The organism is Variovorax sp. 350MFTsu5.1 (genome assembly GCF_048302515.1).
GTDB lineage: Bacteria > Pseudomonadota > Gammaproteobacteria > Burkholderiales > Burkholderiaceae_C > Variovorax > Variovorax guangxiensis.
Window position 1 is genome coordinate 4,080,822 of record NZ_CP157620.1, and the last position, 26,289, is coordinate 4,107,110.

Here is a 26,289-nt window from a genome sequence, read left to right on the forward strand (position 1 = left end):
GCTTCCCCACTCCCGGAGCCAGTTCATGAGACTGCTGATCGCCGCGTTTCTCTCCGCGCTTCTGTGCGCATGCGCCAGCGCTCCGGGCACGGCGCCGTCGGCCACGGAGCGGGCGACCGAATCCGCGCCAGCCCAGCCCACGGGTGTGCAGTGGCGGTACATCAATTCCAAGTCGTACGAAGCGGCGAACGCCGGCCTGGGCAACAGCCATCGCTTCGAGAGCAGCGTCGGCTGGATCGACGTCTACGTCTACGACATGAAGCGCAGCTGGCAGCCGGGCGTCGGCGATCCGCAGTTCGACGATCACTTCCGAAGCACCATCGCCGAAGTGCAGCGCGCCGCCGCGCAGGGCGTGTATGCCAGTGCGAAGATCGGCCCGACGAAGGACGTGCGCATCGAAGGGCTGACCTTCCGCACCGTCTCTTTCCGCCTCGTGCATTCGCGCGACGGCAAGGCCTATGACTCGTTCACCTACCTCGCGGTGCGCAACGGCAAGCTGCTGAAGTACCGCATGTCCTTCAACACGCCAGCGCCGGCGAACGTGGATGCGATCTCGCGCGAGTTCATCGAGCGCAACGTGCGCACCGGCCCCGACACGCCCGTCGGCACCCGACAGCTACGCAGCACCTGAGCCGGGGCGCCCACCCTCCGCGGCCAGCGCGCAGCCGATTCAATCCTTGAAAAACTCGCGCGACTCTGCGGGCGAATTACTGGCACAGAACACTAGATGTCGAATCCGTACAGGGCGCGTGGGTTGTCGACCAGGATTCTGGTGATTTCGTCTGCAGAGAACCATCGCGAGAGCAGCCCCATGAGCACAGCGTCGTCCGGCTTGTGCCCACCCTCGGTCACATGGGGCCAGTCCGTTCCCCACACCAGCCGGTCGGGGTACATGGCAGATAGCCTCTGCGCGAAACTCTCAAGATCTTCGTAGGCCGTCGACTGGGGCGACGCAATGTACGGCGCCGACAGCTTGAGCCACGCGCAGCCGGTGGAAAGGAGACGGAACACGCTGTCTTCCAGGCTTGGCCTCAGCTCCGGGGACACATTGAGGCGTGCATAGTGGTCAATCACGACCGGAACCGGCAGTCGAGCAAGGCGGTCAGCGAGGCCGATCAGCGTGGCTGCGTGGGCATGGATCTGGATGTGCCAACCAAGGGGTCGGATGAGTAGGGCGACGTCTTCGAGCATGCGCTCGTGCGTGGCACCCGCCTGTACCAGGTTGAACCGAACCCCGACGACGCCAGCGTCCTCGAGATCGCGCAACTGCGACGCAGTTGCCGTCGGGTCGACGACGGCAACTCCCCTGGCGCTGTCGCCCAACGCTTTCAGGCCTGCCACGAGGACGCGGTTGTCCAATCCGTAGCTGGAGGGCTGCACCACCACGTTGCGAGACGTGCCCAGGCGCCGCTGGAGCGCCCGGTAGTCTTGCGGCGTCGCATCCTGGTGCTTCAGGACATCGGGGCCGGCATACGGCAAGGCGCTGTCGAAAAGGTGCATATGGCAGTCGCAGGAGCCTTCCGGCACGGCAAATGCCGGAGCGTGCGTGCCGGTCGAGAAGGGTGCGTCCATGCTGCCATCACGCCCCGAAGCCGCCGAAGCGATGGACGTCATTTCTTCTGCTTCGCGGCATCGTTCCAGAACGCGTACGACCTGGCCAGCTCGGCTGCAGACTGGTTCAGGTCGGTGGGCGCCAGATCGAGCGACATCTCCTTGATGCGTGCCTGGACCTCGGTGTCCTTGAGCACGGCACGCAACGCAGTGTTGAACTTCTCGGCCAGCACCGGCGACAGGCCCTTGGGCGCGAAGAAAGCGTTGAAGCTGTTCACGTCGACACCGGTGAAGCCCAGCTCCTCGAAGGTCGGGACCTCCGGCAGAAGCGAGGAGCGCTTGCCGCCCGAGATGGCCAGTATGCGGACCTTGCCGCCACGCGCCATCTGGACGCCCTCCGGCTCCCCGGTCACCCCCGAGGCGAGCTGACCTCCGATGAGCTGGGGCATCAGCTGCGCCGAACCGCCGAAGGCGATCGACTCCATCTTCACATTCGCCTTGCGCGTGATGGCCGCACCGATGATGTCCGGCACACCGCCCTGGAGCGGTACACCATAGTTGCCGCTTTGCGGATCCTTGCGGACCATTTCCACGAACTCGGGAAGAGACTTGGCGGGACTGGTCAGCGGTACCGCGAACGTCCATTGGAAGCGGGCCACCTGGCCGACGGGCACGAAGTCGCGTACCGCGTCGTACCCCGCCGTGGGCGTGATCAGTGGAACCACGACCACCGAATGATCGAGCGCGAGCAGGAACGTGGAGCCGTCGGCGGGCGCAGCCTTGACGGCCGCAGTACCGATCTGGCCGCTGGCACCGGGACGGTTGTCCACGATGACAGCCTGGTTCAGTTCCTTGCTCAGCCTGGGCCCGAGCAGCCGGGCGAGTGCATCCGTGGCGCCACCGGGCGCGAACGGCACGACGATCTTGATGGGGTTCCTGAAGTCCTGGGCACCAGCGGCCAGGGCGGCGAGTGCTGCGACGGCACCCACGATCAGCGTTCTTTTGTTCAGCATGATTTTCGTCTCCTCTATGGTTGTCATTCGACCTTGGCGCCGGTCTCCTTGATGACCTTGGCCCAACGCTCGCCTTCGAGCTTCATGTAGTCCGAGTACGCCTTGGCGCTGCCGCCCAGGATCACCGAGCCCTGCCCCGTGAGTCGCTCCTGCGTGGGCTTGTCCGCGAGCGTCTTCTTCAACGCCAGGGCCACCTTGTCGACGACTTCCCTGGGGGCGTCCTTGGGGAGCATCAAGCCCTGCCAGGCGCCCATGTCCATGGTCGTCTTGCCCGTTGCCTCGCGGATCGTCGGCACTTCCGGCAGCAGCGCCGATCGCTTCTCGCTCGTGATGGCCAGGGCACGGAGGGCACCGCTCTTCACGTGCGCAATGGATTCGTTGATCGGCAGGAACATGAACTGGATGGTGCCGGCGAGCAGGTCGGCAACGGCAGGGGCGCTGCCCTTGTAGGCCACGTGCGTCGCCTGGATGCCCGCCTCCTTGGCGAACAAGGCGCCGCCCAGATGGAGCAATGCACCGGAGCCCGACGAGCCGTAGTTCATTTCCCCGGGCTTCGCCTTGGCAAGAGCAATGAATTCATCGACGGTCCTGGCAGGAACCTTGGGGTTCACCACCAGCAGCAACGGGATGGTCGCGGTGAGCGAAATGGGCGTGTAGTCCGCATACGGGTCGAAGCCCGGCTTGGCGTAGAGCGAAGGCGCAAGCACGACGGCAGATGTCGCGTAGAACATCGTGTAGCCGTCCGGCGCGGCCCGCTTGGCCTCGACCGCCCCGAGGTTGCCCCCTGCCCCGCCCTTGTTGTCGACGACGATGGTTCCGTTGAGCTCCTTGCCCAGTTCCTGGGCGACGATGCGCGCATTGATGTCGGCCGAGCCGCCGGCGGCGAAACCCACCACCATGCGGATGGGCTTCGACGGGTAGGCGTCTGCGGCATGAGCCTGCGACAGGGACGCCACAAGGGCGGCGCAGGAAAGCGCCATGGTCAAGAACTTGCGCATGCGATGTCTCCTTGTTTTATGAGGCGCTCAGACGAGGCCGAATCGCTTGAGGGTGTCGGTCAGGTTGAGCAGTTCGGCCGTCATCGCGCCCTGCTCGATCGCCTTGCGCTGGCCTGCTTCCTTCTCTTCCCTCGCCAGGCTGCTGGAGATGGCCGAGGCCACCTCATCCCTGGGGACGACGGCAACGCCGTCGCGGTCGCCCACGATGATGTCGCCGGGATGGATGAGGACATCGCCGAAGGTGATCGGCACATTGAGCCTGCCGGGCTGGTTCTTGCCTGTCCCCTTGATCGACAGGCCGCGGCAGAACACGGGGAACCCGAGGTCGATGATGAGGTTCGCGTCGCGCACGCAGCCGTTGATGACAAGGCCCGCGATGCCCACCTTCATGGCCTGGATGGTCAGCACGTCACCCCACGGGCCGGCCTCCATGAACCCCTTGGCGTCGACCACGAGCACGTCGCCGGGCGCGGCCTTCTGCACGGCGTAGTGGAGCATCAGGTTGTCGGCAGGACGGCAATCGACGGTGAGCGCGGGGCCCGCCAGCCGCAGCGTGGGGTCGATCGGCTTGATGCCCTGGTCGAGCGCACCTTTGGCGCCCTGGGCCTCGTAGACGGTTGCGGCTCCGAGGTCGCGAAGCTGTTTGATCTGGTCTTGTGTTGCCAATGTGTTCTCCAAAATAAAAACGAACGAGGACGAGCGCCGGGGGCGTTCGGCACCCGGAACAAGCAGGGGTTGAGGTCAGGCTAGGAGCCGGTAGGGGCGGTGGCGAGCAACCAGTCGATCGCCTGTTCGACGCTCGGTTCGTCGCAAGGCAGCGGTGTGTGTTCGAGCGCGGATGCGGTCGCCAGGAATCGCTGCGCCACGCCGGGCAGAACGACGGATGACAGGCCTTGAGCCGTCAGTTCGCCCTGGGCGTCATGGACCTCATGCGCTCGCCGCCTGGCATGCACCACATGCGTTCGGACCAGCATGTCCATGAAGGACCGCAGCGGCGTCTGATCGATGTCGGCGAGCTGGGCGTACAACTCGCTGCGCACGCCCTGCTTCTCGGCGCTCATGAGCAGTTCCACGCACAGCGCTTCCATGCCCTTGGTGAAGATGCTGCGCAGGATCTTCAGCGAGATGGCGTCGCCGGCCTTGGCGCCGTCGATCACCTGTACGCGCCCGCCGGCCTGCTCCATGAAGGCCTTGAAGTCGCCGGCACCTTCGCCGGACACCAGGAGCGGCGTGCGCACCAGATTCAACGAGATGGCACCCATCACGGCCGTGTCGACGTATCTGATGCCCGCGGCCGCCGCCTTGGCCGCAGCCTCGCGCTTGACTGCCGGACTGGCGGTCGTGAAGTCGGCGACCGATGCGCCGTTCGCGAGATGGGGCAGCACCGCTTCCAGCACCGGCAGCGCCGTCGTGCCAGTGACGCACGACAGCACCCACTGCGCCTCGGCCAGCCATGCTCCGGGGCCCGGATGGATGGGCACGCCCATGGAAGCGGCAAGCTCCTCGGCCGCGGCAGCCGGCCGAACCTCGCAGACGCTGACCTCGAAGCCAGCAGCGTGCAGCGGGGCAGCGAAGCAGCGCCCCACCTCACCCAGACCAATGATTGCTATGCGCATCGAATTCAATCCTTTAAAGTACAAAAATAATACAAACAAAGAACATTCGAATCAATGCCTCCAGGGGTTTTTACTTAGACATCAAAACAAGTGACATCAATAAAGAACAAACAAAGTACAAACACTTGAGCCCGCCCCTCGGGGCAGTGCGCGCTTGGTCCATGCCTAGAATCCAGGCGGGCCAACGAAGATCACGACATGCAAGGCAGAGACAAGGCATATGAAGTCCTGAGGCAGCGCCTGGTGGGGGGGCACTACAGCCCAGGCACCCAGCTCAAGGAGGAGCCGCTCGCGCGCGAGCTTGGCCTGAGCCGCACGCCGGTCCGCACGGCGCTCAGGCGCCTGGTGGCAGACGGCCTCGCCACCGACAGCGTGGGCCAGGGCATCCACGTGGCCGAGTGGTCGGAGTGGGACATCGAGGAGACGTTCCAGCTGCGCATGCTCCTCGAACCGTACGCTTCATCGCTGGCGGCGCAGCGTGGCGGCGAGCAACTGGTTTCCCAACTCACGGCCAGCAACGACCGGATGGCCGCCGCCATCACCGCTGGCGACGCGGGAAGCATCGCCATCATCCAGGACGCCAACCGCACGTTCCACCGGTCCTTGCTGGAGGCCTCGGGGTCGTCGCGGCTGAGGGCGATGCTGGAGACGATGATCGACATGCCCATCATCGTGCGCTCCTTCTACATCTACACGACGGCCGAGCTCGAGCAGAGCCTCCACCACCACCGCGATCTCACGCTCGCTGTCGAGGCAGGCGACGGCGAACTGGCGCGCCAGGTCATGCAGTTGCATCTGCGGATGTCCTACCACCGCTTCATGAAGCACCGCGACGAATTCGCCCGCGCACGAAACCGGGACGCGGCCTGATCGCCCGCCCCTGATGACGCCTGAGCCAGGCTCGGTGTTGGTCATCAGCCTGCCTCGCGGTGCGCACCGACCCGGAGACACCGGGCGTTGCGCCCGCTTCCCTTCGCCGGTGGGTGCGCTGCTGGCCTCGGCCTTGTCAGGCTGCCTGATGCGCCGACGCCCCCGGCAGCTTCGCCACGCGCTGCGCCAGAAAGTCCACCAGCACGCGCACCCGCTGCGGCTGGTGGCGACGCGGCGCATAGAGCAGGTGCATCTCCTGCGCGGGACCGGTGTGGCGGCCGAGCACGCGCACCAGCCGGCCCTGCGCGAGCAGCTCCGCCACCATCCAGGTCGGCTGCAGCGAGATGCCTGCGCCGCCCAGCACGGCATCGAGCATGGCCACCGCGTTGTTCACGCGGTAGCGGCTGCGCACCGGCACCGGGACGGGGCCTTCGGGGCCATCGAGCAGCACGCCGTCGTCGCCGGCCGCGTAGCGCAGGTAGTCGTGCGACAGCAGGTCCTGCGGCTTGCGCGGATTGCCGCGTGACGCGATGTAGTCCGGTGAAGCGACCAGCACGCGCGGCCACGAACCGAGCCGGCGCGCGACCAGGTCGGGCGGCAAAGTGCCGCCGACACGCAGCGAGACGTCGATGCGGCCCTCCAGCGGATCGACGAAGCGGTCGTCGAGCACCAGCTCCAGTTCGATGTCGGGGTACAGGCCCAGGAACTCCAGCGCCATCGCGTTGAGATGCCGCTGCCCCAGCGTCACCGGCGCGCTCACGCGCAACAGGCCGCGCGGCTGCCGGATGCCTTCGCGCGCGTCGGCCACCGCATCGCCGTAGTCCTCCAGCACGCGCCGGGAGCGCTCGTGGAAGCGCTGGCCCTCCTCGGTCAGGCTGAGGCCTGCGGCGGTGCGGCGCAGCAGGCGCACGCCCAGCGAGCGCTCCAGCCCTGCGACCAGCTTGCTGACCGTCGGCTGCGTGGTGCCGAGCGCGCGGGCCGCGCCCGAGAGGCTGCCCAGTTCGACGCTGTGCACGAAGGCTTCGAGGGCGCGCAGGGTGTCCATGGTGTATTCGAGTATGGAATGGTCTGGATGCAATTTTGCCTTCTACCCATCCAGACGAGCATGAATGAAAGTGAAGGCCTCGCTTCAACTTTCATCAGGAAAAACTCCATGACCACATCCGCTCTTGCCTCGGCCCTGCGCCACGGCGCTCTCGCGCTCGCCCTTGTCGGCTCGGCCGCGACTTCTGCCGCCGAACCCTCCCCGGCCAGCTACTGGAGCCCCAGCTGGATGGCCAGCACGCAGCCCGTCTGGAACGGCGATTTCGTGCTGCCTTCGGGCCTGCCCTTCCAGTTCAACCGCCAGACCGTGCGGCAGGTCGCGCGCCTGAGCATCGGCGGGTCGCGCCTGCGCGTGGTGATCAGCAACGAAGGCGGCACGGCGCCGCTGTACATCGGCGCCGCACGCGTGGCCCGCCATGGCGAGGGTTCGGCCATCGTCGAGGGCACGGACCGGCCGCTGCGTTTCGGCGGGCAGGCCGACGTGACCCTGCCGCCCGGTGCACGGCTCGTCAGCGACCCGGTGGACATCGCCCTGCCCGCGCTCGCCGAGCTTGCCGTGTCGCTCTACCTGCCGCGGCCCAGCCAGCCCGCGGGCTTCCACTTCGACGCGCGCCAGACCGCCTTCGTCGCCGATGGCGACCTGACCGGCGCGGCCCGCCTGCCGGCAGCAGCCACGCAATGGAGCACCCGCGTCTACTTCAGCGGCCTGATCGTCGAGACACCCCGGGCGCCGGCCACCGTCGTCGCGCTCGGCGACTCGATCACCGACGGCAACGGCTCCACGCCCGGCGCCAACACCCGCTGGCCCGACGCGCTGGCCGAGCGGCTGGCGGGGCGCAATGTGGCGGTCCTGAACGCCGGCATCTCCGGTGGCCGCCTGCTGAAGGACGGCATGGGCCGAGCCGGCCTGGAGCGTGCGGGCCGCGACGTGTTCGCCCAGCCGGGCGTGCGCGCCATGATCGTGCTGCTGGGCACCAACGACATCGGCTGGCCCGGCGGCCCCTTCGCGCCCGACGAGCCGGCCATGCGCGCCGAAGCCGTCATCCAGGGGTTGCGGCAGCTCGCCGAGATGGCCCGCGCCCACAACGTGCGCATCATGGCCGGCACCATCCCGCCGAACGAGCGGGCGCTGCAGGGCACGCCGCTCGAAGGTCACCATTCGCCGGCCAAGGACAAGGTGCGCCAGGCCGTGAACCGCTGGATCCGCGAAGCCGGCGCCTTCGACGCCGTGGTCGACTTCGACGCCCTGCTGCGCGACCCGGCGAACCCCTCCCGGCTCAAGGCCTCGATGGACTCCGGCGACCACCTGCATCCGGGCGATGCCGGTTACAGGGCGATGGCTGCGGCTGTCGATCTGGAGGCCCTTCTGGGCACATCCGCGCAGCCCTGAGGAACCTTTTTCTCAAGGGTTTGCGGACCCTCCGGATACTGTACATATATACAGTATTTCTCTAGAATTCGTCGTCTCCAAGAACAACATCGAGGCGACGCCCATGACCACCGCCAGTCCACCTGCGCCCACGGCGCAGGTTCTTTTCTTCTCCAGGCTGCAACGCTTGCAGCCATCCCGCACCCGCACAGGCCGCATCTCGACCTGGCCCTTCAAGGTGGGCCACAACAGCACGAACGACATCCGCGCCCAGGCGGCGCGCGTCATCCGCACGACGGCCGAAAGCTGGTGGCCGCCCGGCAGTTGAACCGCCTGCACTTTCACCCTTGACAGGAGAACGCCATGGACGACTTCATTCAAGAAAACGGCCTATCACCTGAAGGAGGAGACCCGCGCGGTTTACCACCTTCGCACGGGCATGCGCGTCTTCTTGTTGCCCTTTTCCCAGATCGCGAGGTGCAACGTGCGATCTCGGAGCACCGTCAAGACTGGTGGTGGACCAAGAACTGCTCCTTTCCACCCGCAGAGCGCCTGCATCTGACGCTCCAGTATCTCGACGATCAGCAAGGTGGCGACGAATGGCGCCTGCGCGCCGCGCTTGCCGGCGTGCCGATGCAGCCGCTGCAACTCACGCTTGACAGTTCGTGCACATGGACCAACGACGTCTCGGTAGTACAGCCGTCGGAGCACGAAGGACTTCGGCGTCTGCAGCTCGATATCACCCATGCGCTACGGCGGGCCCGCTTCCCCCTCTTGGTCCGGGAACGGAGCTGGGCGCCACACATCACCATCGCGCGCAATTCCAGGCGAGCCGCAAGCCCCAGGTCTTTCGAACCCATTCGCTGGACCGCAACGGAATTCCGCCTGGTCCGCTCCCACTTCACACACCCGTTCCGCCACGAAGCGCTCGCCTCCTACCCGCTGCACTGAGGCTGCCTTTCGTCCGGCGCTAAAGTCCCCGGATGCTCACGCCTCCCGACCTGCCGCACGAAGCCATCGCGCAATGCCTTGCCGGTGCCTACAAACTGCACGACATCCGCGCCGAGTTCCTGCCGCTGGGCGCCGATGTGAACTCCGCCGTCTTTCGCATCGACGCGAATGACGGCGCCACCTGCTTCCTGAAGCTGCGCCGCAATGGCTTTGACCGGAGCGTGGTCGCCGTGCCGGCTTTCCTGCACAACGAGAAGGGCATCGAAGCGGTGATGGCGCCTCTGCCGACAACCGGCGGCCAACTGAGCGTGCAAGGTCACGGCTTCGACTGGGCGCTCTATCCCTTCTTTGAAGGCAGAAACGGCTTCGAACGCGCGTTGACGAGCCGGCAGTGGGTTGCGCTCGGCGCTGCGGTAGGCGCGATCCATCGCACCGAGTTGCCTGAAGCATTGTCGGCTGCCCTGCCCCGCGAACGCTACGACCACCACTGGCGCGAAGGCGTGCGCCGCTACCAGCGTCGCTTCATCAACGACGTGAAGGGCGACGACATCGCCATGCGTTTCCTCGCCTTCTGGGAAGAGCACGCGGAAGAGATCGACAACATCGTCTACCGCAGCGAGCAGCTCGCATCCATCCTGCTCGAACGCCCGCCGCAGCTGGTGCCGTGCCACTCCGACCTGCACGCGGGCAACGTGCTCGTCGGCGACGACGACCGCCTGGCCATCGTCGACTGGGACACGCTCATCCTCGCGCCGAAGGAGCGCGACCTGATGTTCATCGGCGGTGGCGTCGGGCACGCATGGAACCGGCCGCACGAAGAAGCGCTGTTCCACGAAGGCTATGGCGCGAAGAAGGAAGACATCGACGCCGTGGCCCTCGCCTACTACCGCCACGAACGCATCGTGAAGGACCTGCTCGAGTTCTGCGACCAGATATTCGACGGCACTGCCAGCACGCAAGACCGCGAAGAGGTCCTGCGCCAGATGCAGAACCAGTTCCTGCCCGACGACGTGGTCGCCATAGCGCACCGGAGCTACGACGCCATCACCTGAGCTGGTTTCTTCAGGCCAGCATGTCCTGCGCGTCGTCCTCGAAGCCCGGAATCGGCTGGGCCTTGGCCAGCGCCAGCCATACCGCGAACGGAATGCGCTCGAAGGCGCGATGCACCGCCGCGCGCGCCACCACCAGGCAATCGCCCTCCAGCACCATCACGCCGCATTCGGCAGGTATCTCATCCGGCTTGGCGATGCAGCGGCCCTTCGCATCGTTGCCCAGCACGTACCAGCACTCGCCGCCCAGGTCGAGGTAGGCCGCGCGCTTGTCGGGCTTGCGCAGGTCGCCCAGCAGGTCGGCGCGGCTCACCTTCACCTCGTGAACGATGGGGTGCGCATAGGCCTCCACGCTGGTATTGCGGATCGAGAACACGTCGGGCCGCGCCATGCACCAGCGCGGCTTGCCGCCCTCTTCCAGCGGCGGCAGGCGCGCCCGCAGGCCCAGGCCGCGCCAGGCGATGCGGCCGCCGCGCGTCATCTCGCGCGCCACGCGTTCCACCAGCGCCTCGTGCGGCGACAGCGCAGCGCGGTTGATGGTGAGCGTGGCGGCGATGCGCGCGATGCCGGCATCGGTCACGCGCAGCGTCTCGTGGCCATGCGCCGTGCGCACGCGCTCCAGGTAGCCGCCCGCGAGCAGTTCGACCTCGATGGTGTCGCAGCACGGCCAGCCGGCCGAGCGGTAGATCTCGCGCAGGCGCCGCGCATGCAGCTTTCCGAAGGGCACTGCCGCCTCGGCATGCTGCATCGGCGGCGGCTCCGTCACCGGAGGCGGAAAGCCGGGGTCGGTCACCGGCGGCTCGGCCGGAGGCGGATCGCCCTCCGGCGGCGGAAAAGGCGGCTGGTGCGGCGGCGGCACGGGAATGGGCACGTCGGGCGCGGGAGGCGGCGGCCCGATGGGGCCGGCGGCGGGGGGTGCGAGAACGGCGGATTCGGACATGGCGGAAACAGGTTAGCGAAAAGAGCCGGAAGGCGCGAGGCGCAAAACGATCGGTTGCATTCGAGCCCTCCGCCGGATCTTTAGCCGCGTCAATGGAAATCCCGGCTCGTGTTGCTCTGCGCGAGCCGCCCCATGAGCGGCGTCAGGTCCTTGAAGCCGGTGGCGATCAGGTGCTGCACCTTGCCGCCGCTGTCGTCGTCGCGCTGCCAGGTGCCCTGCACCGCGAGCAGGTGCGACTTGAGCAGCGGCTCGCGCCAGGCCTCGATGACATGGCTCCAGACGATCACGTTGACATTGCCGGTCTCGTCCTCCAGCATGACGAAGATGGTGCCGTTGGCCGTCTGCGGGCGCTGCCGCCCCTTGACGATGCCGCAGGCGCGCGCGGTCTGCCCGCTGGAAAGCGAACGCAGCTCGGCCGCGCTCATCAGCTCCATGCGCGCCAGGCGCGGACGCAGCAGCGCGAGCGGATGGCGACGCAGCGTAAGCCGCAGCGCCGCGTAGTCGCCCACGATCTCCTCGCCCTCCGACGCGGCTGGCAGCAGCAGCGCCTGCTCGTTGATCGGCACACCTCGCAGCAGGGCCGGCGCGCGCCGCTGCGCGGTGGCGTCCCACACCTGCTGGCGCCGATGGCCCGAGAGCGAGATCAGCGCATCGGCCGCGGCCAGCGCGGCCATGTCCTTGCCGTCGAGTTCGGCACGCAGGGCGAGATCCTCGGTGCTCGTGAACTGCGCCTGCGCGCGTGCCTCCAGCAGGCGTTTGGCCCCGCCATCGCTGAGGCTCGCGATGCGGTTCAGGCCCAGCCGCACCGCGGGCTGGTTCTCTCTGCCGAGACGGTCGGCATAGCGCTCGTCGGTGCCGGGCGGCATGCGCGGCGCGCCGAGGTCGCGGGCTTCGAGCGTGGTGTCGATCCCGCTGCGCGTGACGTCGACCGGGCGCACCTCCACGCCATGGCGGCGCGCGTCCTGCACCAGCTGCGAGGGGCTGTAGAAGCCCATCGGCTGCGAATCGAGCAGTGCGGCGAGAAAACAGGCCGGCTCGTAGTTCTTGAGCCAGCTGCTCACCGTCACCAGCAGCGCGAAGCTGGCGGCGTGGCTCTCGGGGAAGCCGTAGTCGCCGAAACCCATGACCTGCTTGAAGATGGCTTCGGCGAAGCTGGCCTTGTAGCCGTTGAGAACCATGCCGTCCACCAGCTTGTCGTGGAACTTGCCGAGGCCACCCTTGCGCTTCCATGCGGCCATGGCACGGCGAAGCTGGTCGGCCTCGTCGGCAGTGAATTTGGCCGCGATCATCGCGATCTGCATCACCTGCTCCTGGAAGATCGGGATGCCCAGCGTGCGCTCCAGCGCTGGGCGCAGTTCGTCCTTCTCGTAGCGGATGGGCAATTTCTTGGCGACCCGCTCCCGCTGCTTGAGATACGGATGCACCATCCCGCCCTGTATGGGCCCCGGCCGCACGATGGCGACCTCGATCACCAGGTCTTCGTAGGTGCGCGGCTTCAGGCGCGGCAGCATCGACATCTGAGCGCGGCTCTCGATCTGGAACACGCCGATGGTGTCGGCGTCGCAGATCATGTCGAACACCTTCTGGTCGTCGGCCGGTATCTGATGCATCTCGATGGCCGAGTTGCGCCAGCTGTTCATGTGCGCAAGCCCCCGGCGGATCGCGCTGAGCATGCCGAGCGCCAGCACGTCGACCTTGAGCATGCCCATCGCCTCGAGGTCGTCCTTCTCCCACTGGATGACGGAGCGCTTCTCCATCGACGCCTTCTCCACCGGCACCAGCCGCGTGAGCTTGGTGTGCGTGAGCACGAAACCGCCCACGTGCTGGCTCAGGTGGCGCGGAAAGCCCTTGAGCCGCCGCGTCATCTCGATCCAGTGCACCAGCTTGAGCTCGTCTTCCTGCACGCCTGCGCGCGCCGACGCCCGCTGCAGCTGCTCGCCGAGCACAGCTTCGTCGAACCAGTAGTGGTCCTTCGCGAACTCGTCGATCAGCCGCTCGTCGATGCCGATGGCCTTGCCCACGTCGCGCAGTGCGCTGCGGGAGCGGTAGCAGATGACGACGGCAGCGATGGCTGCGCGCTCGCGGCCGTATTTTTCGTAGATGTACTGGATGACCTCTTCGCGCCGCTGGTGCTCGAAGTCGACGTCGATGTCGGGAGGCTCGCGGCGCTCGCGGCTCAGAAAGCGTTCGAACAGCAGCGTGGCCTTGTCTGGATTGATGGCGGTGATGCCGAGGCAAAAACAGACCGCCGAGTTGGCTGACGAGCCGCGCCCCTGGCAAAGAATGTCCTTCGAGCGGGCGAAGCGCACGATGTCTTCCACCGTGAGGAAGAACATCTCGTATTCGAGCTCGACGATGATGTCGAGCTCTTTCTGCACCTGTGCCTGTACCTTCTCGGGAATGCCGCCTGGATAGCGATTCCGCGCACCTTCCCACGTCTTGCGCACCAGCGTCTGCGCCGGCGTCTCATCGTTGCCCAGGTTTTCCAGCGGGTACTTGTAGTTCTCCCGGATCACCTTCGGATCGAACCTGCACCGCTCCATCACCACCAGCGTGTTCTCCAGCATCTGCGGCAGATAAATCTCCGCAAGCCGCACGCGCTGTCGCAGATGCCGCTCGGCATTCGACTGCAGCGCGAAGCCGCACTCGGCCACCGTCTTGCCTTCGCGAACGGCCGTCAGTATGTCGTGCAGCGGCTTGCATGAACGCGCATGCATGTGCACGTCGCCGGCAGCCACGAGCGGTACGCCCGCGTCCTCGCCTGCCTGCATCAGCGTGACGAGCCAGAGGTCGTCGTCGAGTTCATTGAACAGTTCAACCGCCAGCCAGAGGTTCCCGCCGTACAGCGCCTTGGCGGCCAGAAGGTCTTCGTGCAGCGTGGCCGTATCCATCGCGCCGCCGGGGTTTCGGTTGGGCACGAAAAGAATCTGACAATGCTGCAGCGAAGCCACGTCGCTTTCTTCCCAGCCCACGCGGTACTCGCCCTTGGGCAGCTCGGTGTTGCGCGCGGCGGTGATGAACTCGCAGAGGTTGCCCCAGCCCTCGGTGTCGTTCGCTATCACAACGAGCCTGAAGCGCTCGAAGCGGAACTCGCTGCCGAACAGCAGGCGGAAGCTCGGGTTGCGCGGGATCTTCGGCTCGTCGGGGTGCTCGCGCTCGTATTCGCAAAGCTTGTTCTCCATGTCGCGCAGGCACACGTGCGCCCGCACGATGCCGGCCACCGAGCACTCGTCGGTGATGGCCAGCGCCTTGTAGCCGAGCTGGTAGGCCCGGTCCACGATGTCCTCGGGCGTCGAGGCGCCGCGCTGGAAGCTGAAGTTGGTCAGGCAGTGCAGCTCTGCATAGTCGGGCAGCCTGGACTCAGGTGCCTTGCGCAGCGGCACCGGCAGCGCATGCACCTTGGCGGGCTGCCGCCTGCTTTCCTGCTTGCCGCTGAGCTCAGGCATAGAAGCCCTGCAGGTACCAGCGAACCTCGCCGGAAGAAAAGCGCGCGGCGGGCCGCTCGCGGAAGATCCACACCAGCCCGGCCTCGGGGCTTTCCGCGACGTAGTAGTCGCGCATCGCGGGCTGGCCGCCCTCTTCCTTGTCGCCCCACCAGCCGGTCTCGACGCGCTGCGGGCCGATCAGCCGGCTCAGCGGGCCGCGGTAGCACGGGCGCTCGCCATCCATTTCGAGCAGCAGCGGTTCGGGCAGCAGCCACGGCGGGTAGACGGCGTCGGGCTGCGAAGCCACTGCGGCAGCCTGCTTCCGGCTCCTGTCGTCGGCCGCTTTCTCTTTCCCCTTTTCCTTCTGCAATGCAGGCCGCCACGCCTGCTTGCGCTCGGGCCGGTGGTCGGCCTGCGCAGCCGGCACCACCACCTGCTGCGGACCGAGCCGCACGCTGAGCCGCTCGACCATCTCGTGCAGCCTGTCGCCCTTGCGGTTGTCCTCCGGCAGGAAGCTGGTGCTGGCGCCGGCCCACGGGTCGGTTTCGAGCGTGCGCAGCCTGATCCAGCTCGCGGGCGCTGCCAGCGTGGCGAGGGCCAGCTTTTCGGACAGCAGCCGGCGCAGGTGCGCCATGTCCTGCGTGGGCTCGGCCGTGCGCACGATGAGCTGCTCGTGCGGCGGCAGGTTCACGCCGTTGAGGCGCCGCAGGTCGAGCGTCCATTGCAGCTCCAGCGCGCGCGCACCGCGCTGGCGGGCGCGCAGCCAGATCTGCAGCGCCGCCAGCAGCCGGTTGGCCGACCACATGAGCTCGGGCGCGGTCTCGGCCAGCGCGGGCAGCTCCAGCTTCTGCTCGAACACGTCGGGCAGCGTGAGCCAGCAATGGCTTTCGGGGCGCAGGCCCCAGGCGATGTCGAGCGCCTCGCGCAGCCCGGCGCCGAAGCGCCGCGTGAGTCCGCCGCGCGGCAGCGCCGCCACCTCGCCCCAGGTGCGGCAGCCCAGGCGCGCGAGCAGGTCGAGGTGCTCGCGCGCGGCGGTCAGCGTGTCGAGCGGAAGGCCGGCGGGCACGTCCTTCGGGCGCTTCTCCTCGCGCGCGAACAGGCGCAGCCGCGCCAATGCGATCAGGCTGGTGGCGCCCTGCGTGCCCAGCATGCGCGCGTCGGGCACGGGGTTGTCGGCCACCAGCAGGCGCATCAGCTGCATGCGCCCGCCCCAGAGGCGCTCGCAGGCGGAGACTTCGAGCATCAGGGCTTCGTCGAGCCAGGCGACGTGGGGCGTGTACTTCAGGGCCCACCAGCCCAGGGCTTCGAGCGTGGGAAGCGTCGGGGTGTCGGACGCGTCGGCTTCAGGCAACCACCGCAAGGCGATCCAGTGCATCCGGGCCTCCTTTCCATGCGTCGATGCGCACCACCGTGGCCGACGCCGCACCGGCCGGCACCGTGCCCCGCTGCTGCAGGCGCAGCTTGCGCCGCAGCCGGGCGGCGGCAAGCAGTGCCGCCATGCGCTCGTTGCGCGCCGGCAGCATCACCGGTGCGGCCAGCGGCGGGCCGCGTCGCTTGAGGATGTTCAGTTCGATCTGCGAGACATCGGCCTGGCTGCGGTCGGCCCTGATGCGCAGCCGCGCAGGCGATGCCGACAGCGCCACCGACTCGGGCCGGCACACGAAGAGCAGCACCTCGTGCTGTGCGGCCGCCAGCTGCAGCCGCCGCAGCTCGCCCACCCGCGCCTGCGGCAGCCAGGCCACGACGGCGGACACGTCGGCGCAGCGCAGCGCCTGCTCGCAGGCCCACAGCCGCGCAGCCGGGGCCTCGCTGCGCACCCACATCAGCGCCTCCACCGGCACCCCCTGCGCCGCGAGGGAGGCGCCGCAGGGCTCGTAGGGCGCGCCGATCAGCACCACCGGCCCGCCACGCGTGGCTACCGCCTGCGCCAGCGCCGGCAGCAGCAGCCGCCAGACATGGGCCTCGGGCGCGGGCAGCAGCAGTTCCGTCATCGCGCCGACCGGCCAGCCGCCGCCCGGCAGTTCCGCGTCGAGCGCGGCATGGCCGGTGGCGACGACCTGCGCGTCGGCAAGGCCGAGTTCGTCGGCATGCCAGACGCCACGGCCCGCGGCAGCGGAGAAGGAATCGAGGAAAGGGAGGCCCATGGCGATGACTGTTAACTGTATTTTCATACAGTATTTCATGAGCCACAACCCGAAGCCCGGAAAAGCCGTTTCTTCTTCACAGAGCGTTTCACATTGCGGCGAGCTGCGCCTTTCCCATCGTCGGATACTGGCCACGGATGCAGCCCCCGACGATTCCTTTCCACCTCACCCGCGCCGAACTGCTGCGTATGGGCGCCGCGCTGTGCGCCGGCGCCGCGCTCCCCGCCTTCGCCCAACCCCAGTCCAAGCCAGCCATGAACACCCGCCCCATCCCCTCCACCCGCGAGGCGCTGCCCGTGATCGGCTGCGGCACCTGGATCGGCTTCGACCAGCGCCCCGGCACCGAGGAATACGCGCGCCTGCCCGGCGTGCTCGATGCCCTGTTCGCGGCCGGCGGCACGGTGATCGACAGTTCGCCGATGTACGGCCGCTCCGAGGAAACCACCGGCGAGCTGCTGGCAGCATCGAAGCAGCAGGTCAGGCCCTTCCTCGCCACCAAGGTCTGGACCTCGGGCCGCGAAGCCGGCATCGCGCAGATGGAGCAGTCCTTCGCGCGGCTGCGCACGCAGCACATGGACCTGATGCAGGTGCACAACCTCGTCGACTGGCGCACGCATCTCGCCACGCTGCGCGGCTGGAAGGAAAAGGGCCGCGTGCGCTACATCGGCGTCACGCACTACACGGCCTCGGCCTACGGCGAGGTCGAGGCGGTGCTGAAGGCCGAGAAGCTCGATTTCCTGCAGATCAACTACTCGCTCGACGCGCGCGAGGCCGAGCAGCGCCTGCTGCCGCTGGCCGCCGAGCGCGGCGTGGCGGTGATCGTCAACATGCCCTTCGGCGGCGGCGGACTGCTGCGCCGGCTGCGCGACAAGCCGCTGCCGCCCTGGGCCGGCGAGATCGGCTGCAACAGCTGGGCGCAGGTGCTGCTGAAGTTCGTGCTGAGCCACCCGGCGGTGACATGCACGATTCCAGGCACCAGCCGCCGCGAGCACATGGCCGACAACGCGGCCGCCGGCGCGGGCAGCTTTCCCGACGCGGCCTTCTGGCGCCGCGAGGCCGCTGCTATTCGAACTTGACGTTGTGCTCGCGCACGGTGGCGCCAAAGGCGTCGTACTGCGTGCGGAAGAACTCGGTGAACTTCGCGGGGCTCATACCGTAGCCCTCGAAGCCCTGCTGCACCAGCTGCGCGTGCACCTCGGGGCGCTTGAGCGTGTTCTGCAGTTCCTGCGAGAGCCTGTCGGTGATCGCCTGCGGCAGCCCCGGCGGCCCGAAGAAGCCGGCCCACGGCGTGATGGTGAGCTTGCCCAGCCCCAGCTCGCCGCCCGTGGGCACGTCGGGCAACAGGGCGCTGCGCTGCGGCAGCAGCGTCACCAGCGCGCGGATGCGCCCTTCCTTCACGAAGCCCGGCGCCAGCGTGCCGGTGGTGAACATCATCTGGATCTGCCCGCCCAGCAGGTCGGTCATGGCCTGCATGTCGCCCTTGTAGCGCGCGTTGACCACCTTGCGGTCGCCCAGCAGCTGCAGCATCGCGAGCTCCGAGGCGCTGTTGCTCGACGCCGAATTGAGCGCGCCGGGCTTCGACGCCACCAGCGCGAGCAACTCGTTCACGCTCTTCACCGGCAGGCTCGCAGGCACCACCAGGAACATCGAGAACTGCCCGGCCGAGCTGATCGGCGTGAAGGCCTTGAAGGGGTCGTAGGGCGGCGTCGGCCGCAGCGTGGGCGCGGCCACCATCGCGGTGTTGGTGCCCATCAGCAGCGTGTAGCCGTCGGGCCTGGCCGACGAGGTGGCCTGCGCGGCCAGCACGCCGTCGGCGCCGGGGCGGTTCTCCACGATCACCTGCTGGCCGAGCTGCTTGGCCAGGCCCTCCGCGATGATGCGCGTGAGCACGTCGGCGCCGCCGCCGGCCGCGAAGCCGACGATCAGCTTCAGCGGCTTGTTGGGGAACGCATCGGCGCTCCACGCCGCCGCACCGGGCAGCGCCGCGGCCGCGAGGGCCGCCAGGGTCAGGGTTCTGCGTCGCATGGGATGCCTCCGCTTCAGAAGAGATGGCGCACGCCGAATTCCCAGCCGGTCGAGCGATGCCCGGCCGCCGGCGCCACGCCGCCGCTGACCACGTAGCGCGCCTGCCCGCTGTTCATCAGCCGTGCGTAGGTGCCGTAGAGCGCGGTGCGCTTCGACAGGTTGTGCACGTAGCCGATGCCGAACTGCCGCGCGTCGTCGCGGTTGCGCGGCATGCCGTTGGCGTTGCGCAGGCTTTCGTCGCTGCGGTCGTCGAGGTAGGCGTAGCTGATGCGGATGCGCCCGACTTCGAAAGCCGGGATGTGCGCGCCGATCTCGGCCGTGTTCTTGCGCACCGTGCCGGCCGCCAGCTTCACCGTCACCTTGTTGTAGAGCGCGAAGAACTTGGCGAAGCCCGCGTCCCACGAGCCGCCGATGTTGGCGTGCGTGTAGTTGCCGACGGTGGCGGTGGCATTGAATTTCGAGCGCGTGACGGCCGCCGCCACGTCGAAGGCGCCCGATGCGAAGCCGAAGCGCGCGCCCGCGAAGTTGCCGTCGTGGCGGTTCGCCAGGGTCGAGTCGTTCTCGCCGGTGCCCACCATCGCCATGCCGTAGAAGCCGCCGAGGTTGGGCGGCAGCCAGTAGCTCACCGTGTTGCTGCCGGTGATGGTGGTGGGCAGCGGCCCGGTGCCCACGGCCGCGAAGGTGAGGTTGCCCGCGCGCGCCACGCCGTTGGCGTTGAACGGGTCGAAGTAGATGCTGTTGTAGTGAGTGGGAATGAAGTCGTGGCCCAGCCGCACTTCGCCCAGCGTGTCCGACGACAGGCTCACGAAGGACATGCGGTCGAAGGTGATCGGCCCCGCGGTGCCCGCGCCGCTCGTCTGGTTGTTGGTGTTGCTCGGGCGGCCGGTGCCGGTGTCGGGATTCAGGCTGCCTTCGAGCCAGAAACCCGCGCGCAGGCCGCCGCCCAGGTCCTCGGTGCCGCGAAAGCCCAGCCGACTGGTGGAAAGCCCGCCGTTGGACAGCGCCTTCACCGAGCCGCCGCCCGGACCCGCCCCGCTGGTGTACTGGATGCCGAGGTCCATCACGCCGAACACGGTCACGCTGGATTGCGCCTGTGCGACGCCGCTGCTGGCGAGCCCCAGCGCTGACCACATCAAGATTCTCTTCATGGTTTCTTGTCTCCTGCTTCTTTTCTTGGTTGAAAAACTCGGAACGACCGCGCAGGGCTGCGCCACCGGATGCGGACGGGGGTCCGCACCGGTTGGCAAAAGCCGTGATCGGAAGAGGTCTAGCCCGGGGGCGCGGTGCGCTCGACGCGCACGAGGACGGCGCCCTTCGAAAGCGGCCCCACGTTGCGCCGGTACTGCTGCAGCCAGCCGGTGTCGTGCACCGGCGGCGGCGCCTGCCAGTCGTCGCGGCGCGCCTGCAGTTCGGCGTCTGTCAGGTCGATGTCGAGGCGGCGCGCGTCGAGATCGATGGTGATGGTGTCGCCGTCGCGCACCAGCCCGAGCGGGCCGCCCAGCGCGGCCTCGGGCGACACCTCGGCCACCACCAGCCCCTTGCAGACCAGGCCCGAGAGATGCCCGTCGGTCAGCAGCGCCACCTGGTCGCCCAGCCCCGCGCCGTCGACGGCGAAGACCACGCGCGACGCCCCGCCGCCCATGGCCGGGCCGCCGCAGGCACCGGCGCCGCGCATCACGACGACCTGGCCGGGCACGATCTCGCCCTTCTTCAGCGCGGCGATGGCGGCGTCCGAAGTCCAGAAGCACACGGCCGGGCCGGTGAAGCGCCGCACCTTGCGCTCGGCGATGCCCGTCTTGATGAGGCCCGACTCCGGCGCGAGGTTGCCGCGCAGCAGCACGATGGCCGGCAGCGGCGCCACAGGCCGGCCGATGGGGCGGATCACCTCGGCATTGGCCACCTCGGCATCGCGCAGGTTGTCGGCGACAGTGCCGCCGGTGACGGTGCGCACGCCGGTGTCGAGCAGCGGCTCGAGCTGCTTCATCAGCGCGCGGCAGCCGCCGGCCGCTTCGAAGGCTTCGATGGAGTCGTTGCCGATGGGCCGCACGCCGGCCAGCACCGGCGTCTCGGGGCCGAGGCGCTCGAACATGCCGTACACGTCGACACCGGTCTCGCCCTCGGTCGCAACCGCCTGCAGGTGCTTGGCGGTGTTGAGCGAGCCGCCGATGGACAGCACCGCGCGCACCGCGTTGGCGAAGGCGCCGGGCGTGAGGATGTCGCGGGGCTTCAGGTCGTCCCACACCATCTGCACGATGCGCGTGCCGGCCGCGCGCACGTCGGCCATCATCTTCGGGCTCAGCGCCGCGACCGGCGCGCTGCCCGGCAGCGCCATGCCGAGCGCCTCGCAGACGATGTGCATCGAGTTCGCCGTGCCCAGGCCCGAGCACACGCCGGGGCCGCGGATGGCCTCCCGGCTCATGCCCACCAGTTCTTCCACCGGCAGGTTGCCCGTGACGGCATGCATCGCACCGATGAACACCTCCTCGATGTCCATGTGGTGGCCCTTGTACTCGCCGCTGGGCTGGTAGCCGCAGGGCACGAGCAGCGTCGGGATGTTCAGCCGCGCGGCCGCCATGAGCTGGCCCGGCACGGTCTTGTCGCAGGAGGTGAGGCAGACCATGCCGTCGAGTTGCGCGCCTTCGACGGCCACCTCGATGTCGTTGGTGACGAGGTCACGCGCCGCCAGCATGTAGGCGCCGCGCGCGCCGGCGCCGGTGATGAAGTCGCTGGGCGCGGCCGTGCGGATCTCGAAGGGCACGCCGCCCGCCGCGCGGATGGCCTCCTTGATCTCCGCCGCCACGCGGTCGAGGTGGCTGAAGCAGGCGGCCAGCTCGGAGGAGCTGTTGACGATCGCGATCTTGGGCTTCTCGCAGTCCTCCTCCGGAATGCCGAGCGCGCGCCAGTGCGCGTTGCGCACCGACCAGAGGTAGGAGCCGCGCGGGAAGTTGCTGCGCAGGGGGCGGGTCATGGCTGGGCTCCCTTGTTGTTCTTCTTGGTGATCTCGACCACGCCACGGTCGGCGTCCACGCGCACCCAGTCGCCGGTCGCTATGCATTCGAGCGGGTCGCGCTCGAAGTCGGTCATCGAAGGCGCGTGCGTGACCACCGCGCCCAGCGCCATCTTGGTCGTCATCTCGTTGAACAGGAAAGCGGCCGGCGCCGATTTCATGAGCCGCGTCATGTGGAACATGGCCGACCAGCCCGAGGAGCCCTTGGCGCCCGGAAACACCAGCACCTTGCCCGCGAAGCTCTGGCCGCGCAGTTCGTGCCGCGTCTCGACGACGGTGCCGGTGCGCGGGTCGATGCCGCCCCAGCCCGAGATGCGGTCGCGCGTGACCAGCGCTTCGCCTTCGGCCACGCCGCCCACCACCTTGCGGCCGCGAATCACGATGTTCGTTTCGGTCATGACTTCTGCGCTCATGCGTAGGCTCCATTCCAGCGGCCCGTGCAGGCCGCATCGATGCATTCAGCCGTGCTGCCGAACCAGGCCTGCACACCGAGGATGGCGGGCAGGTAGTGGGCCTGCTTGGCCGAGTCGAGCGCGACGGTCTTCGTGCCCTTGGGCACGGCGCGGCTCATGGCGGAGCAGCTGTCGCCCATGATGATGCCGCCCGCGTCCTCGATGATCTTCGTGTAGCCGTTGCGGTCGGCCAGCGCCTTGATGGCGCGGGGCGTGAAGATCCACAGCTCGCAGTCGGGGTGCACCTTGCGCCCTTCGATGAGCTGCGCGGCCTCCCAGATCTGCTCGATGGTGTAGTGCGGGCAGCCCAGCATCACGTACTGCACCTCGGCGTCCTTCGCCGTGATGTTGATCTTCTCGTAGGTGGCGCGGCGCTCGGCCTCGCCGTAGCGCAGCACCTGCACCGGGGCGCGCCCGCCCAGTGCCTGTTCGAGCGTGAGCGCCTCGGGCGTGACGCCGGCGATGTGATACATCTCCACGCCGCCCGAAGACGACGCCGCCGCGCCGAAGTGCTTGAGCCTCGGCAGGTTCGGCACCCGCGAGATGCCGCGCCGGCTGTGCACCACCGGCACGCGCTCCTGCACGTGCTCGCCGATGTAGTAGCCCAGCAGGCCCCAGTCCTGCACCGACTCGACATCGATGTCGAGCTCGACCACGTGCGTGGCGTGGCGGTTCTGGTCGAGGTGGTAGCCCCAGTAGGGAATGCGGCCGGTGAGCATGGCCGCGCCGGTGCTCTCGCGGCCTTCGGTGTTGGTGCGCGCGCCCAGCACCGAATTGCAGTACACGACCGCCGACGACTCCATCCATGCGCAGTGCTCGCCGCGCGTCGGGATGTTGCCGACCTGGTAGGGCGTGCAGGTGTTCATGATCTGCGCGCCGAGGCCGGCGGCGTGGCGCTCGCTCTTCTCGTAGAAGCGCACGATCTCCTCGCTCACGCCCATGCGCTCGGGCTGGCCGGGGTCGAAGCCCAGCTGCAGGTGGCTGGTGAAGACCTTGAACTTCGGGATCTCGACGGTCTCCTGGCTGTCGAGGCTGAATTCGGAGAACACCGCGTCCATGCCACCACCCTTGGCGAGCGCAAAGTCGCGCTGGAAGGGCGTGGTCGAGGTGATGGACGCGCAGACGTTGCGCGTCTCGACCAGTCGCTCGGCGCCCAATGCTTCGCCGTAGCGCACCAGCAGGTCCATCGCCTTCTGCACCGCCGGGCCGTCGCGCCCGTCGTACATGGCCTTTTCTTCATCGCTCAGGTGCATGACCTGTGTCTCCGTTCTTTCTTGTGTCGTGGGGATCGGGCCCCGGCCGGGCCTGCTAGCCCGGCGAGGGTGTGGGTGTGGGCGTCGGCACGTGGCCGCCGATGTCTCGCGCGATGCTCAGCGCGATGTCGTGCAGGCGCGGCGCGAGTTCGTTGCGCAGGCGCTCCTCGGTGAAGACGAAGGCGGCGCCGCCGCCGTTGAGCGCCATCACCTCGCCGTCGGGCCCGATGAGCGGCACCGACACCGAATTGATCTCGCGGTGGAACTCGCCCAGCGAGAGGCAGTAGCCCAGCCGCTTCGATTCGCCGATGGCGCGGTTCATGCCGGGCGCGATGCTGTCCCACTCGGGGCCGCGCAGCAGGCGCATCGAATCGATGAGCTGGTTGCGCTGCGCCTCCGGCAGCGCCGAGAGGTACGCGCGGCCGAGCGCCGAGTTGGCCAGCGGCGCGCGCGAGCCGACGTCCAGCCGCGCAGAAAGCATCGACGAGCGCGGGCGGCAGGCTTCGATCAGCACCATCTCCATGCCGTCGCGCACGGCCAGGTAGACGGAGGCGCCGACCTCTTCCGCCATCGCCTGCATGCTGCTCCGCGCGGCGGCGCGCACGTCGAGGCTGCCGAGGAACACACGCGAGAGCGACACCACGCCCGGCCCGAGCATGAAGCGGTCGGCCGCCTGCGCCGGCTTGAGCATGCCCAGCGAGAGCAGCGTGGCGACGAGCCGGTTGACGGTGGCGCGCGGAATGCCGGTCATGCGCGCCAGGTCGGCATGGCCGAGCACCGGGCGGTCTTCGCTGAAGCAGCGCAGCACGGAGATGCCGCGCTCCAGCGCGCTCACGGTGTCGGAGCGCTCGCCGCGCGCGTCGGCCTGCTGTTCGGCCTGGGGGAAAGAGGTGTCGTTCTTTTCGGTGGACATGGAGGAACCCTTCGCAAGACTCTCAGGATCGGGACTCCCGAATGTAGAGGCTCGCGGACGGAGGGTTGCCGGGTTCATGGCCGCGCGAGTTCCAGTGCAGGCCCATCAGGCGCCGGCCTCGGCCGTGGCCAGCGGAGCGCTGTCGCCCTGCCCGGCACCGGCACGCAGGTGCACGCCCTGCTCAAGCAGCGCGGACTGCAGCGCGCCCACGTCGACGAAGCGCGGCGCGATGTCGCCGCGCGAGGCCAGCGCCGCAGCCACGCCTGCCGCCTGGCCGGTGATCCAGCACTGCGGGATCTCGCGCATGAAGCCGTGCGAGTTGCGGTCGCAGGAGATGTGGCGTCCGCAGGCCAGCAGGCCGTCGAGTTGCCTGGGCACCAGCGCGCCGTAGGGAATGGAGATGTTCGGGAACTTGGGCGAGACGGCGGGCGACACGCCGATCTCGTCGGCCAGCGGCACGCCATCGGGCCACTGGCTGCGCAGCACCGAGCCCACGCCGACGAGGCGCCGCGCGTGGCGCACGCCGATCTGCGGCGCGCTCAGCATCAGGTAGGCGTTCTCGAAGCCCGGCGCATGGGCGCGGAAGTAGTCGAGGTGCGCGGCCATGGCGCGGTGCGAGCGCACCTCCACGGCGGTGAGGTCATCCACGTCGAGCGCCGAGTAGCCCGACTGGCGCGGCCCCATGAACAGCGCCACGTCGTTGCGCCACGAGACGAAGGGCCGCTCGAACAGGCCGCACTGTTCGCGCCCGCCGGCCATGAAGGCGGTGAAGGCCTCGGGCTGGCCGGCCTTGAACTCGATCCAGCGGTTCATGTCCACGCCGCCGAAGAGCCACGAGGTGTTCATGCAGTGATGCACGTCGGCCTCCTCGATGTCGTTCACGTACTCCGCGCCGGCGCGGGCGAACAGGTCGCCGTCGCCGGTGGCGTCTACCACCACGTCGGCCATGATGGCCATGCGGCCTTCCTTGCTCTCGAACACCACGCCCTTGACCGCGCCGTCCTGCACGATGGGAATGGCGGCCCACGAGTGGTAGATGAGCTTGACCTTGCGCTCGAGCACGATCTCCTGCGAGAGCAGCTTGAGCCGCTCGGGGTCGATGGTGGGCGACCAGGTGACGACGCCGTGGTAGGCGGCGGTGCGCTGCGACCAGTGGGCGGCCTTGGCCGCGTCCTGCGAGCCCCAGTCCTCGCGCGCCGGGCCAGCGATGGCCTCGGCCGGCAGGCGGTCGAACAGCTCCTCGGCGAAGCCGCGGATGACCAGCTTGCCTTCCCAGTCGGTCATGCGGTCGATCCAGATGACGAGCCCGCCGGTTGAAAGACCACCCAGGTGGTTGTAGCGCTCCAGCAGCGCCACGTCGGCGCCCGCGCGGGCCGCGGCGGCGGCGGCCGCGGTGCCCGAGGGGCCGCCGCCCACCACCAGCACGCCGCAGCGGTGATAGACCGGGATGCTCTTGCCGGGCTCGGCCCAGCTGCCGTGGTCAGGCCGCTTGACGCGGCTGTCGCGGTCGAAGATGTCGGAGGACAGGATGCGCTCGTCGGTACGGACGACAGTTTTCATGAATGAGTTCTCGGCTTGGCTTGTTTCGTCGTATTTTGATTTCACTTTCCATTTTTTGAAAGTTAAAAGTCCAATATTTGGGGTATTCCCTAGTAAATATGGATTTTTA

General features: G+C 68.3%; 24 protein-coding genes. 7 read left to right on the forward strand and 17 right to left on the reverse strand.

The genetic code is table 11. The features are described 5' to 3' along the window. Positions 1-25 precede the first annotated feature (25 nt). The gene (locus ABL843_RS18545; RefSeq protein ID WP_418116800.1) at positions 26-631 is read left to right on the forward strand and encodes a hypothetical protein; all 606 of its coding nucleotides are present in this window, start codon (positions 26-28) and stop codon (positions 629-631) included. 92 nt (positions 632-723) lie between these two features. Here ABL843_RS18545 and ABL843_RS18550 read toward each other — a convergent pair whose 3' ends face one another. The 5 genes from ABL843_RS18550 to ABL843_RS18570 all read right to left on the reverse strand — a co-directional run bounded on the left by ABL843_RS18550 (position 724) and on the right by ABL843_RS18570 (position 5,178). Continuing rightward, complete coding sequence (locus tag ABL843_RS18550; RefSeq protein WP_418116801.1) at positions 724-1,614, reverse strand: amidohydrolase family protein; 891 nt, start codon at positions 1,612-1,614, stop codon at positions 724-726. Continuing rightward, the gene (locus tag ABL843_RS18555) at positions 1,611-2,591 is read right to left on the reverse strand and encodes a tripartite tricarboxylate transporter substrate-binding protein (RefSeq protein WP_418116802.1); all 981 of its coding nucleotides are present in this window, start codon (positions 2,589-2,591) and stop codon (positions 1,611-1,613) included. Before ABL843_RS18555 ends, ABL843_RS18550 begins: the two co-directional genes overlap by 4 nt. After that, the gene (locus ABL843_RS18560) at positions 2,588-3,562 is read right to left on the reverse strand and encodes a Bug family tripartite tricarboxylate transporter substrate binding protein (RefSeq protein ID WP_418116803.1); all 975 of its coding nucleotides are present in this window, start codon (positions 3,560-3,562) and stop codon (positions 2,588-2,590) included. Before ABL843_RS18560 ends, ABL843_RS18555 begins: the two co-directional genes overlap by 4 nt. A gap of 27 nt (positions 3,563-3,589) precedes the next feature. Further along, positions 3,590-4,228 carry a 4-carboxy-4-hydroxy-2-oxoadipate aldolase/oxaloacetate decarboxylase gene (locus ABL843_RS18565; RefSeq protein WP_418116804.1) on the reverse strand — a complete coding sequence of 213 codons (639 nt, stop codon included), beginning with the start codon at positions 4,226-4,228 and terminating at the stop codon, positions 3,590-3,592. An 80-nt stretch (positions 4,229-4,308) separates the two neighbouring features. Next, a complete protein-coding gene (locus ABL843_RS18570) occupies positions 4,309-5,178 on the reverse strand; it encodes an NAD(P)-binding domain-containing protein (protein WP_418116805.1) in 870 nt (289 codons plus the stop codon). 198 nt (positions 5,179-5,376) lie between these two features. Between ABL843_RS18570 and ABL843_RS18575 the strand changes: the two genes are divergently transcribed. Then, on the forward strand, positions 5,377-6,048 hold the full coding sequence (locus ABL843_RS18575) for a GntR family transcriptional regulator (RefSeq protein WP_418116806.1): 672 nt from the start codon (positions 5,377-5,379) through the stop codon (positions 6,046-6,048). 136 nt (positions 6,049-6,184) lie between these two features. On the opposite strand, the gene ABL843_RS18580 is transcribed toward ABL843_RS18575, so the two are convergent. After that, positions 6,185-7,093: a LysR substrate-binding domain-containing protein gene (locus tag ABL843_RS18580; RefSeq protein WP_418116807.1), complete on the reverse strand. Its 909-nt coding sequence runs from the start codon at positions 7,091-7,093 to the stop codon at positions 6,185-6,187. A gap of 108 nt (positions 7,094-7,201) precedes the next feature. Between ABL843_RS18580 and ABL843_RS18585 the strand changes: the two genes are divergently transcribed. The 4 genes from ABL843_RS18585 to ABL843_RS18600 all read left to right on the forward strand — a co-directional run bounded on the left by ABL843_RS18585 (position 7,202) and on the right by ABL843_RS18600 (position 10,464). Beyond that, positions 7,202-8,482, forward strand: coding sequence for an SGNH/GDSL hydrolase family protein (locus ABL843_RS18585; protein WP_418116808.1), 1,281 nt, complete (start codon positions 7,202-7,204; stop codon positions 8,480-8,482). A 103-nt stretch (positions 8,483-8,585) separates the two neighbouring features. Then, positions 8,586-8,789 carry a hypothetical protein gene (locus ABL843_RS18590; protein ID WP_418116809.1) on the forward strand — a complete coding sequence of 68 codons (204 nt, stop codon included), beginning with the start codon at positions 8,586-8,588 and terminating at the stop codon, positions 8,787-8,789. Positions 8,790-8,824: 35 nt separating this feature from the next. Continuing rightward, positions 8,825-9,412 (forward strand): 2'-5' RNA ligase family protein, encoded by a 588-nt coding sequence (locus ABL843_RS18595; protein ID WP_418116810.1) that lies wholly within the window; start codon positions 8,825-8,827, stop codon positions 9,410-9,412. Positions 9,413-9,444: 32 nt separating this feature from the next. After that, complete coding sequence (locus tag ABL843_RS18600; protein ID WP_418116811.1) at positions 9,445-10,464, forward strand: phosphotransferase enzyme family protein; 1,020 nt, start codon at positions 9,445-9,447, stop codon at positions 10,462-10,464. A 10-nt stretch (positions 10,465-10,474) separates the two neighbouring features. Here the strand turns inward: ABL843_RS18600 and ABL843_RS18605 are convergent, their stop codons facing one another. The 4 genes from ABL843_RS18605 to imuA form a co-directional block, all read right to left on the reverse strand. Then, positions 10,475-11,401 (reverse strand): hypothetical protein, encoded by a 927-nt coding sequence (locus ABL843_RS18605; RefSeq protein ID WP_418116812.1) that lies wholly within the window; start codon positions 11,399-11,401, stop codon positions 10,475-10,477. An 89-nt stretch (positions 11,402-11,490) separates the two neighbouring features. Then, positions 11,491-14,847, reverse strand: a complete 3,357-nt coding sequence (locus tag ABL843_RS18610; protein WP_418116813.1) for an error-prone DNA polymerase — start codon at positions 14,845-14,847, stop codon at positions 11,491-11,493. Then, entirely contained in the window at positions 14,840-16,201 is a 1,362-nt protein-coding gene (locus ABL843_RS18615) for a Y-family DNA polymerase (RefSeq protein ID WP_418116814.1), read from the reverse strand. The genes ABL843_RS18610 and ABL843_RS18615 overlap by 8 nt, the downstream gene beginning before the upstream one ends. Further along, entirely contained in the window at positions 16,170-16,970 is an 801-nt protein-coding gene (gene imuA / locus ABL843_RS18620) for a translesion DNA synthesis-associated protein ImuA (protein ID WP_418116815.1), read from the reverse strand. The genes ABL843_RS18615 and imuA overlap by 32 nt, the downstream gene beginning before the upstream one ends. 137 nt (positions 16,971-17,107) lie before the next feature. Here imuA and ABL843_RS18625 point away from each other — a divergent pair, with 137 nt between their 5' ends. Then, complete coding sequence (locus tag ABL843_RS18625) at positions 17,108-18,046, forward strand: aldo/keto reductase (RefSeq protein WP_418116816.1); 939 nt, start codon at positions 17,108-17,110, stop codon at positions 18,044-18,046. On the opposite strand, the gene ABL843_RS18630 is transcribed toward ABL843_RS18625, so the two are convergent. From ABL843_RS18630 to ABL843_RS18660, 7 genes are all read right to left on the reverse strand, one after another. Then, complete coding sequence (locus ABL843_RS18630) at positions 18,033-18,995, reverse strand: Bug family tripartite tricarboxylate transporter substrate binding protein (RefSeq protein ID WP_418116817.1); 963 nt, start codon at positions 18,993-18,995, stop codon at positions 18,033-18,035. The genes ABL843_RS18625 and ABL843_RS18630 overlap by 14 nt on opposite strands. Positions 18,996-19,009: 14 nt before the next feature. After that, on the reverse strand, positions 19,010-20,143 hold the full coding sequence (locus ABL843_RS18635; RefSeq protein WP_418116818.1) for a porin: 1,134 nt from the start codon (positions 20,141-20,143) through the stop codon (positions 19,010-19,012). A 119-nt stretch (positions 20,144-20,262) separates the two neighbouring features. Continuing rightward, positions 20,263-21,963 carry a dihydroxy-acid dehydratase gene (locus ABL843_RS18640; RefSeq protein WP_369661834.1) on the reverse strand — a complete coding sequence of 567 codons (1,701 nt, stop codon included), beginning with the start codon at positions 21,961-21,963 and terminating at the stop codon, positions 20,263-20,265. Next, positions 21,960-22,415, reverse strand: coding sequence for an aconitase X swivel domain-containing protein (locus ABL843_RS18645; RefSeq protein WP_418116819.1), 456 nt, complete (start codon positions 22,413-22,415; stop codon positions 21,960-21,962). Before ABL843_RS18645 ends, ABL843_RS18640 begins: the two co-directional genes overlap by 4 nt. Continuing rightward, a complete protein-coding gene (locus ABL843_RS18650; RefSeq protein ID WP_126022014.1) occupies positions 22,412-23,707 on the reverse strand; it encodes an aconitase X in 1,296 nt (431 codons plus the stop codon). Before ABL843_RS18650 ends, ABL843_RS18645 begins: the two co-directional genes overlap by 4 nt. Before the next feature lie 55 nt (positions 23,708-23,762). Continuing rightward, positions 23,763-24,620, reverse strand: coding sequence for an IclR family transcriptional regulator (locus ABL843_RS18655; protein WP_418116820.1), 858 nt, complete (start codon positions 24,618-24,620; stop codon positions 23,763-23,765). Positions 24,621-24,725: 105 nt separating this feature from the next. Continuing rightward, complete coding sequence (locus ABL843_RS18660; RefSeq protein WP_418116821.1) at positions 24,726-26,180, reverse strand: FAD-dependent oxidoreductase; 1,455 nt, start codon at positions 26,178-26,180, stop codon at positions 24,726-24,728. Positions 26,181-26,289: the final 109 nt, after the last annotated feature.

Bases quoted from the DNA above. Each gene is read 5' to 3' on its own strand.
- ABL843_RS18585 (WP_418116808.1), top strand. From the start codon at position 7,202: ATGACCACATCCGCTCTTGCCTCGGCCCTGCGCCACGGCGCTCTCGCG.
- ABL843_RS18610 (WP_418116813.1), bottom strand. From the start codon at position 14,847: ATGCCTGAGCTCAGCGGCAAGCAGGAAAGCAGGCGGCAGCCCGCCAAG.
- ABL843_RS18605 (WP_418116812.1), bottom strand. From the start codon at position 11,401: ATGTCCGAATCCGCCGTTCTCGCACCCCCCGCCGCCGGCCCCATCGGG.
- ABL843_RS18555 (WP_418116802.1), bottom strand. From the start codon at position 2,591: ATGACAACCATAGAGGAGACGAAAATCATGCTGAACAAAAGAACGCTG.
- ABL843_RS18625 (WP_418116816.1), top strand. From the start codon at position 17,108: ATGCAGCCCCCGACGATTCCTTTCCACCTCACCCGCGCCGAACTGCTG.
- ABL843_RS18635 (WP_418116818.1), bottom strand. From the start codon at position 20,143: ATGAAGAGAATCTTGATGTGGTCAGCGCTGGGGCTCGCCAGCAGCGGC.
- ABL843_RS18570 (WP_418116805.1), bottom strand. From the start codon at position 5,178: ATGCGCATAGCAATCATTGGTCTGGGTGAGGTGGGGCGCTGCTTCGCT.
- ABL843_RS18655 (WP_418116820.1), bottom strand. From the start codon at position 24,620: ATGTCCACCGAAAAGAACGACACCTCTTTCCCCCAGGCCGAACAGCAG.
- ABL843_RS18550 (WP_418116801.1), bottom strand. From the start codon at position 1,614: ATGACGTCCATCGCTTCGGCGGCTTCGGGGCGTGATGGCAGCATGGAC.
- ABL843_RS18560 (WP_418116803.1), bottom strand. From the start codon at position 3,562: ATGCGCAAGTTCTTGACCATGGCGCTTTCCTGCGCCGCCCTTGTGGCG.
- ABL843_RS18590 (WP_418116809.1), top strand. From the start codon at position 8,586: ATGACCACCGCCAGTCCACCTGCGCCCACGGCGCAGGTTCTTTTCTTC.
- ABL843_RS18580 (WP_418116807.1), bottom strand. From the start codon at position 7,093: ATGGACACCCTGCGCGCCCTCGAAGCCTTCGTGCACAGCGTCGAACTG.
- ABL843_RS18645 (WP_418116819.1), bottom strand. From the start codon at position 22,415: ATGAGCGCAGAAGTCATGACCGAAACGAACATCGTGATTCGCGGCCGC.
- imuA (WP_418116815.1), bottom strand. From the start codon at position 16,970: ATGGGCCTCCCTTTCCTCGATTCCTTCTCCGCTGCCGCGGGCCGTGGC.
- ABL843_RS18630 (WP_418116817.1), bottom strand. From the start codon at position 18,995: ATGCGACGCAGAACCCTGACCCTGGCGGCCCTCGCGGCCGCGGCGCTG.
- ABL843_RS18640 (WP_369661834.1), bottom strand. From the start codon at position 21,963: ATGACCCGCCCCCTGCGCAGCAACTTCCCGCGCGGCTCCTACCTCTGG.
- ABL843_RS18615 (WP_418116814.1), bottom strand. From the start codon at position 16,201: ATGCACTGGATCGCCTTGCGGTGGTTGCCTGAAGCCGACGCGTCCGAC.
- ABL843_RS18660 (WP_418116821.1), bottom strand. From the start codon at position 26,180: ATGAAAACTGTCGTCCGTACCGACGAGCGCATCCTGTCCTCCGACATC.
- ABL843_RS18595 (WP_418116810.1), top strand. From the start codon at position 8,825: ATGGACGACTTCATTCAAGAAAACGGCCTATCACCTGAAGGAGGAGAC.
- ABL843_RS18600 (WP_418116811.1), top strand. From the start codon at position 9,445: ATGCTCACGCCTCCCGACCTGCCGCACGAAGCCATCGCGCAATGCCTT.
- ABL843_RS18575 (WP_418116806.1), top strand. From the start codon at position 5,377: ATGCAAGGCAGAGACAAGGCATATGAAGTCCTGAGGCAGCGCCTGGTG.
- ABL843_RS18545 (WP_418116800.1), top strand. From the start codon at position 26: ATGAGACTGCTGATCGCCGCGTTTCTCTCCGCGCTTCTGTGCGCATGC.
- ABL843_RS18650 (WP_126022014.1), bottom strand. From the start codon at position 23,707: ATGCACCTGAGCGATGAAGAAAAGGCCATGTACGACGGGCGCGACGGC.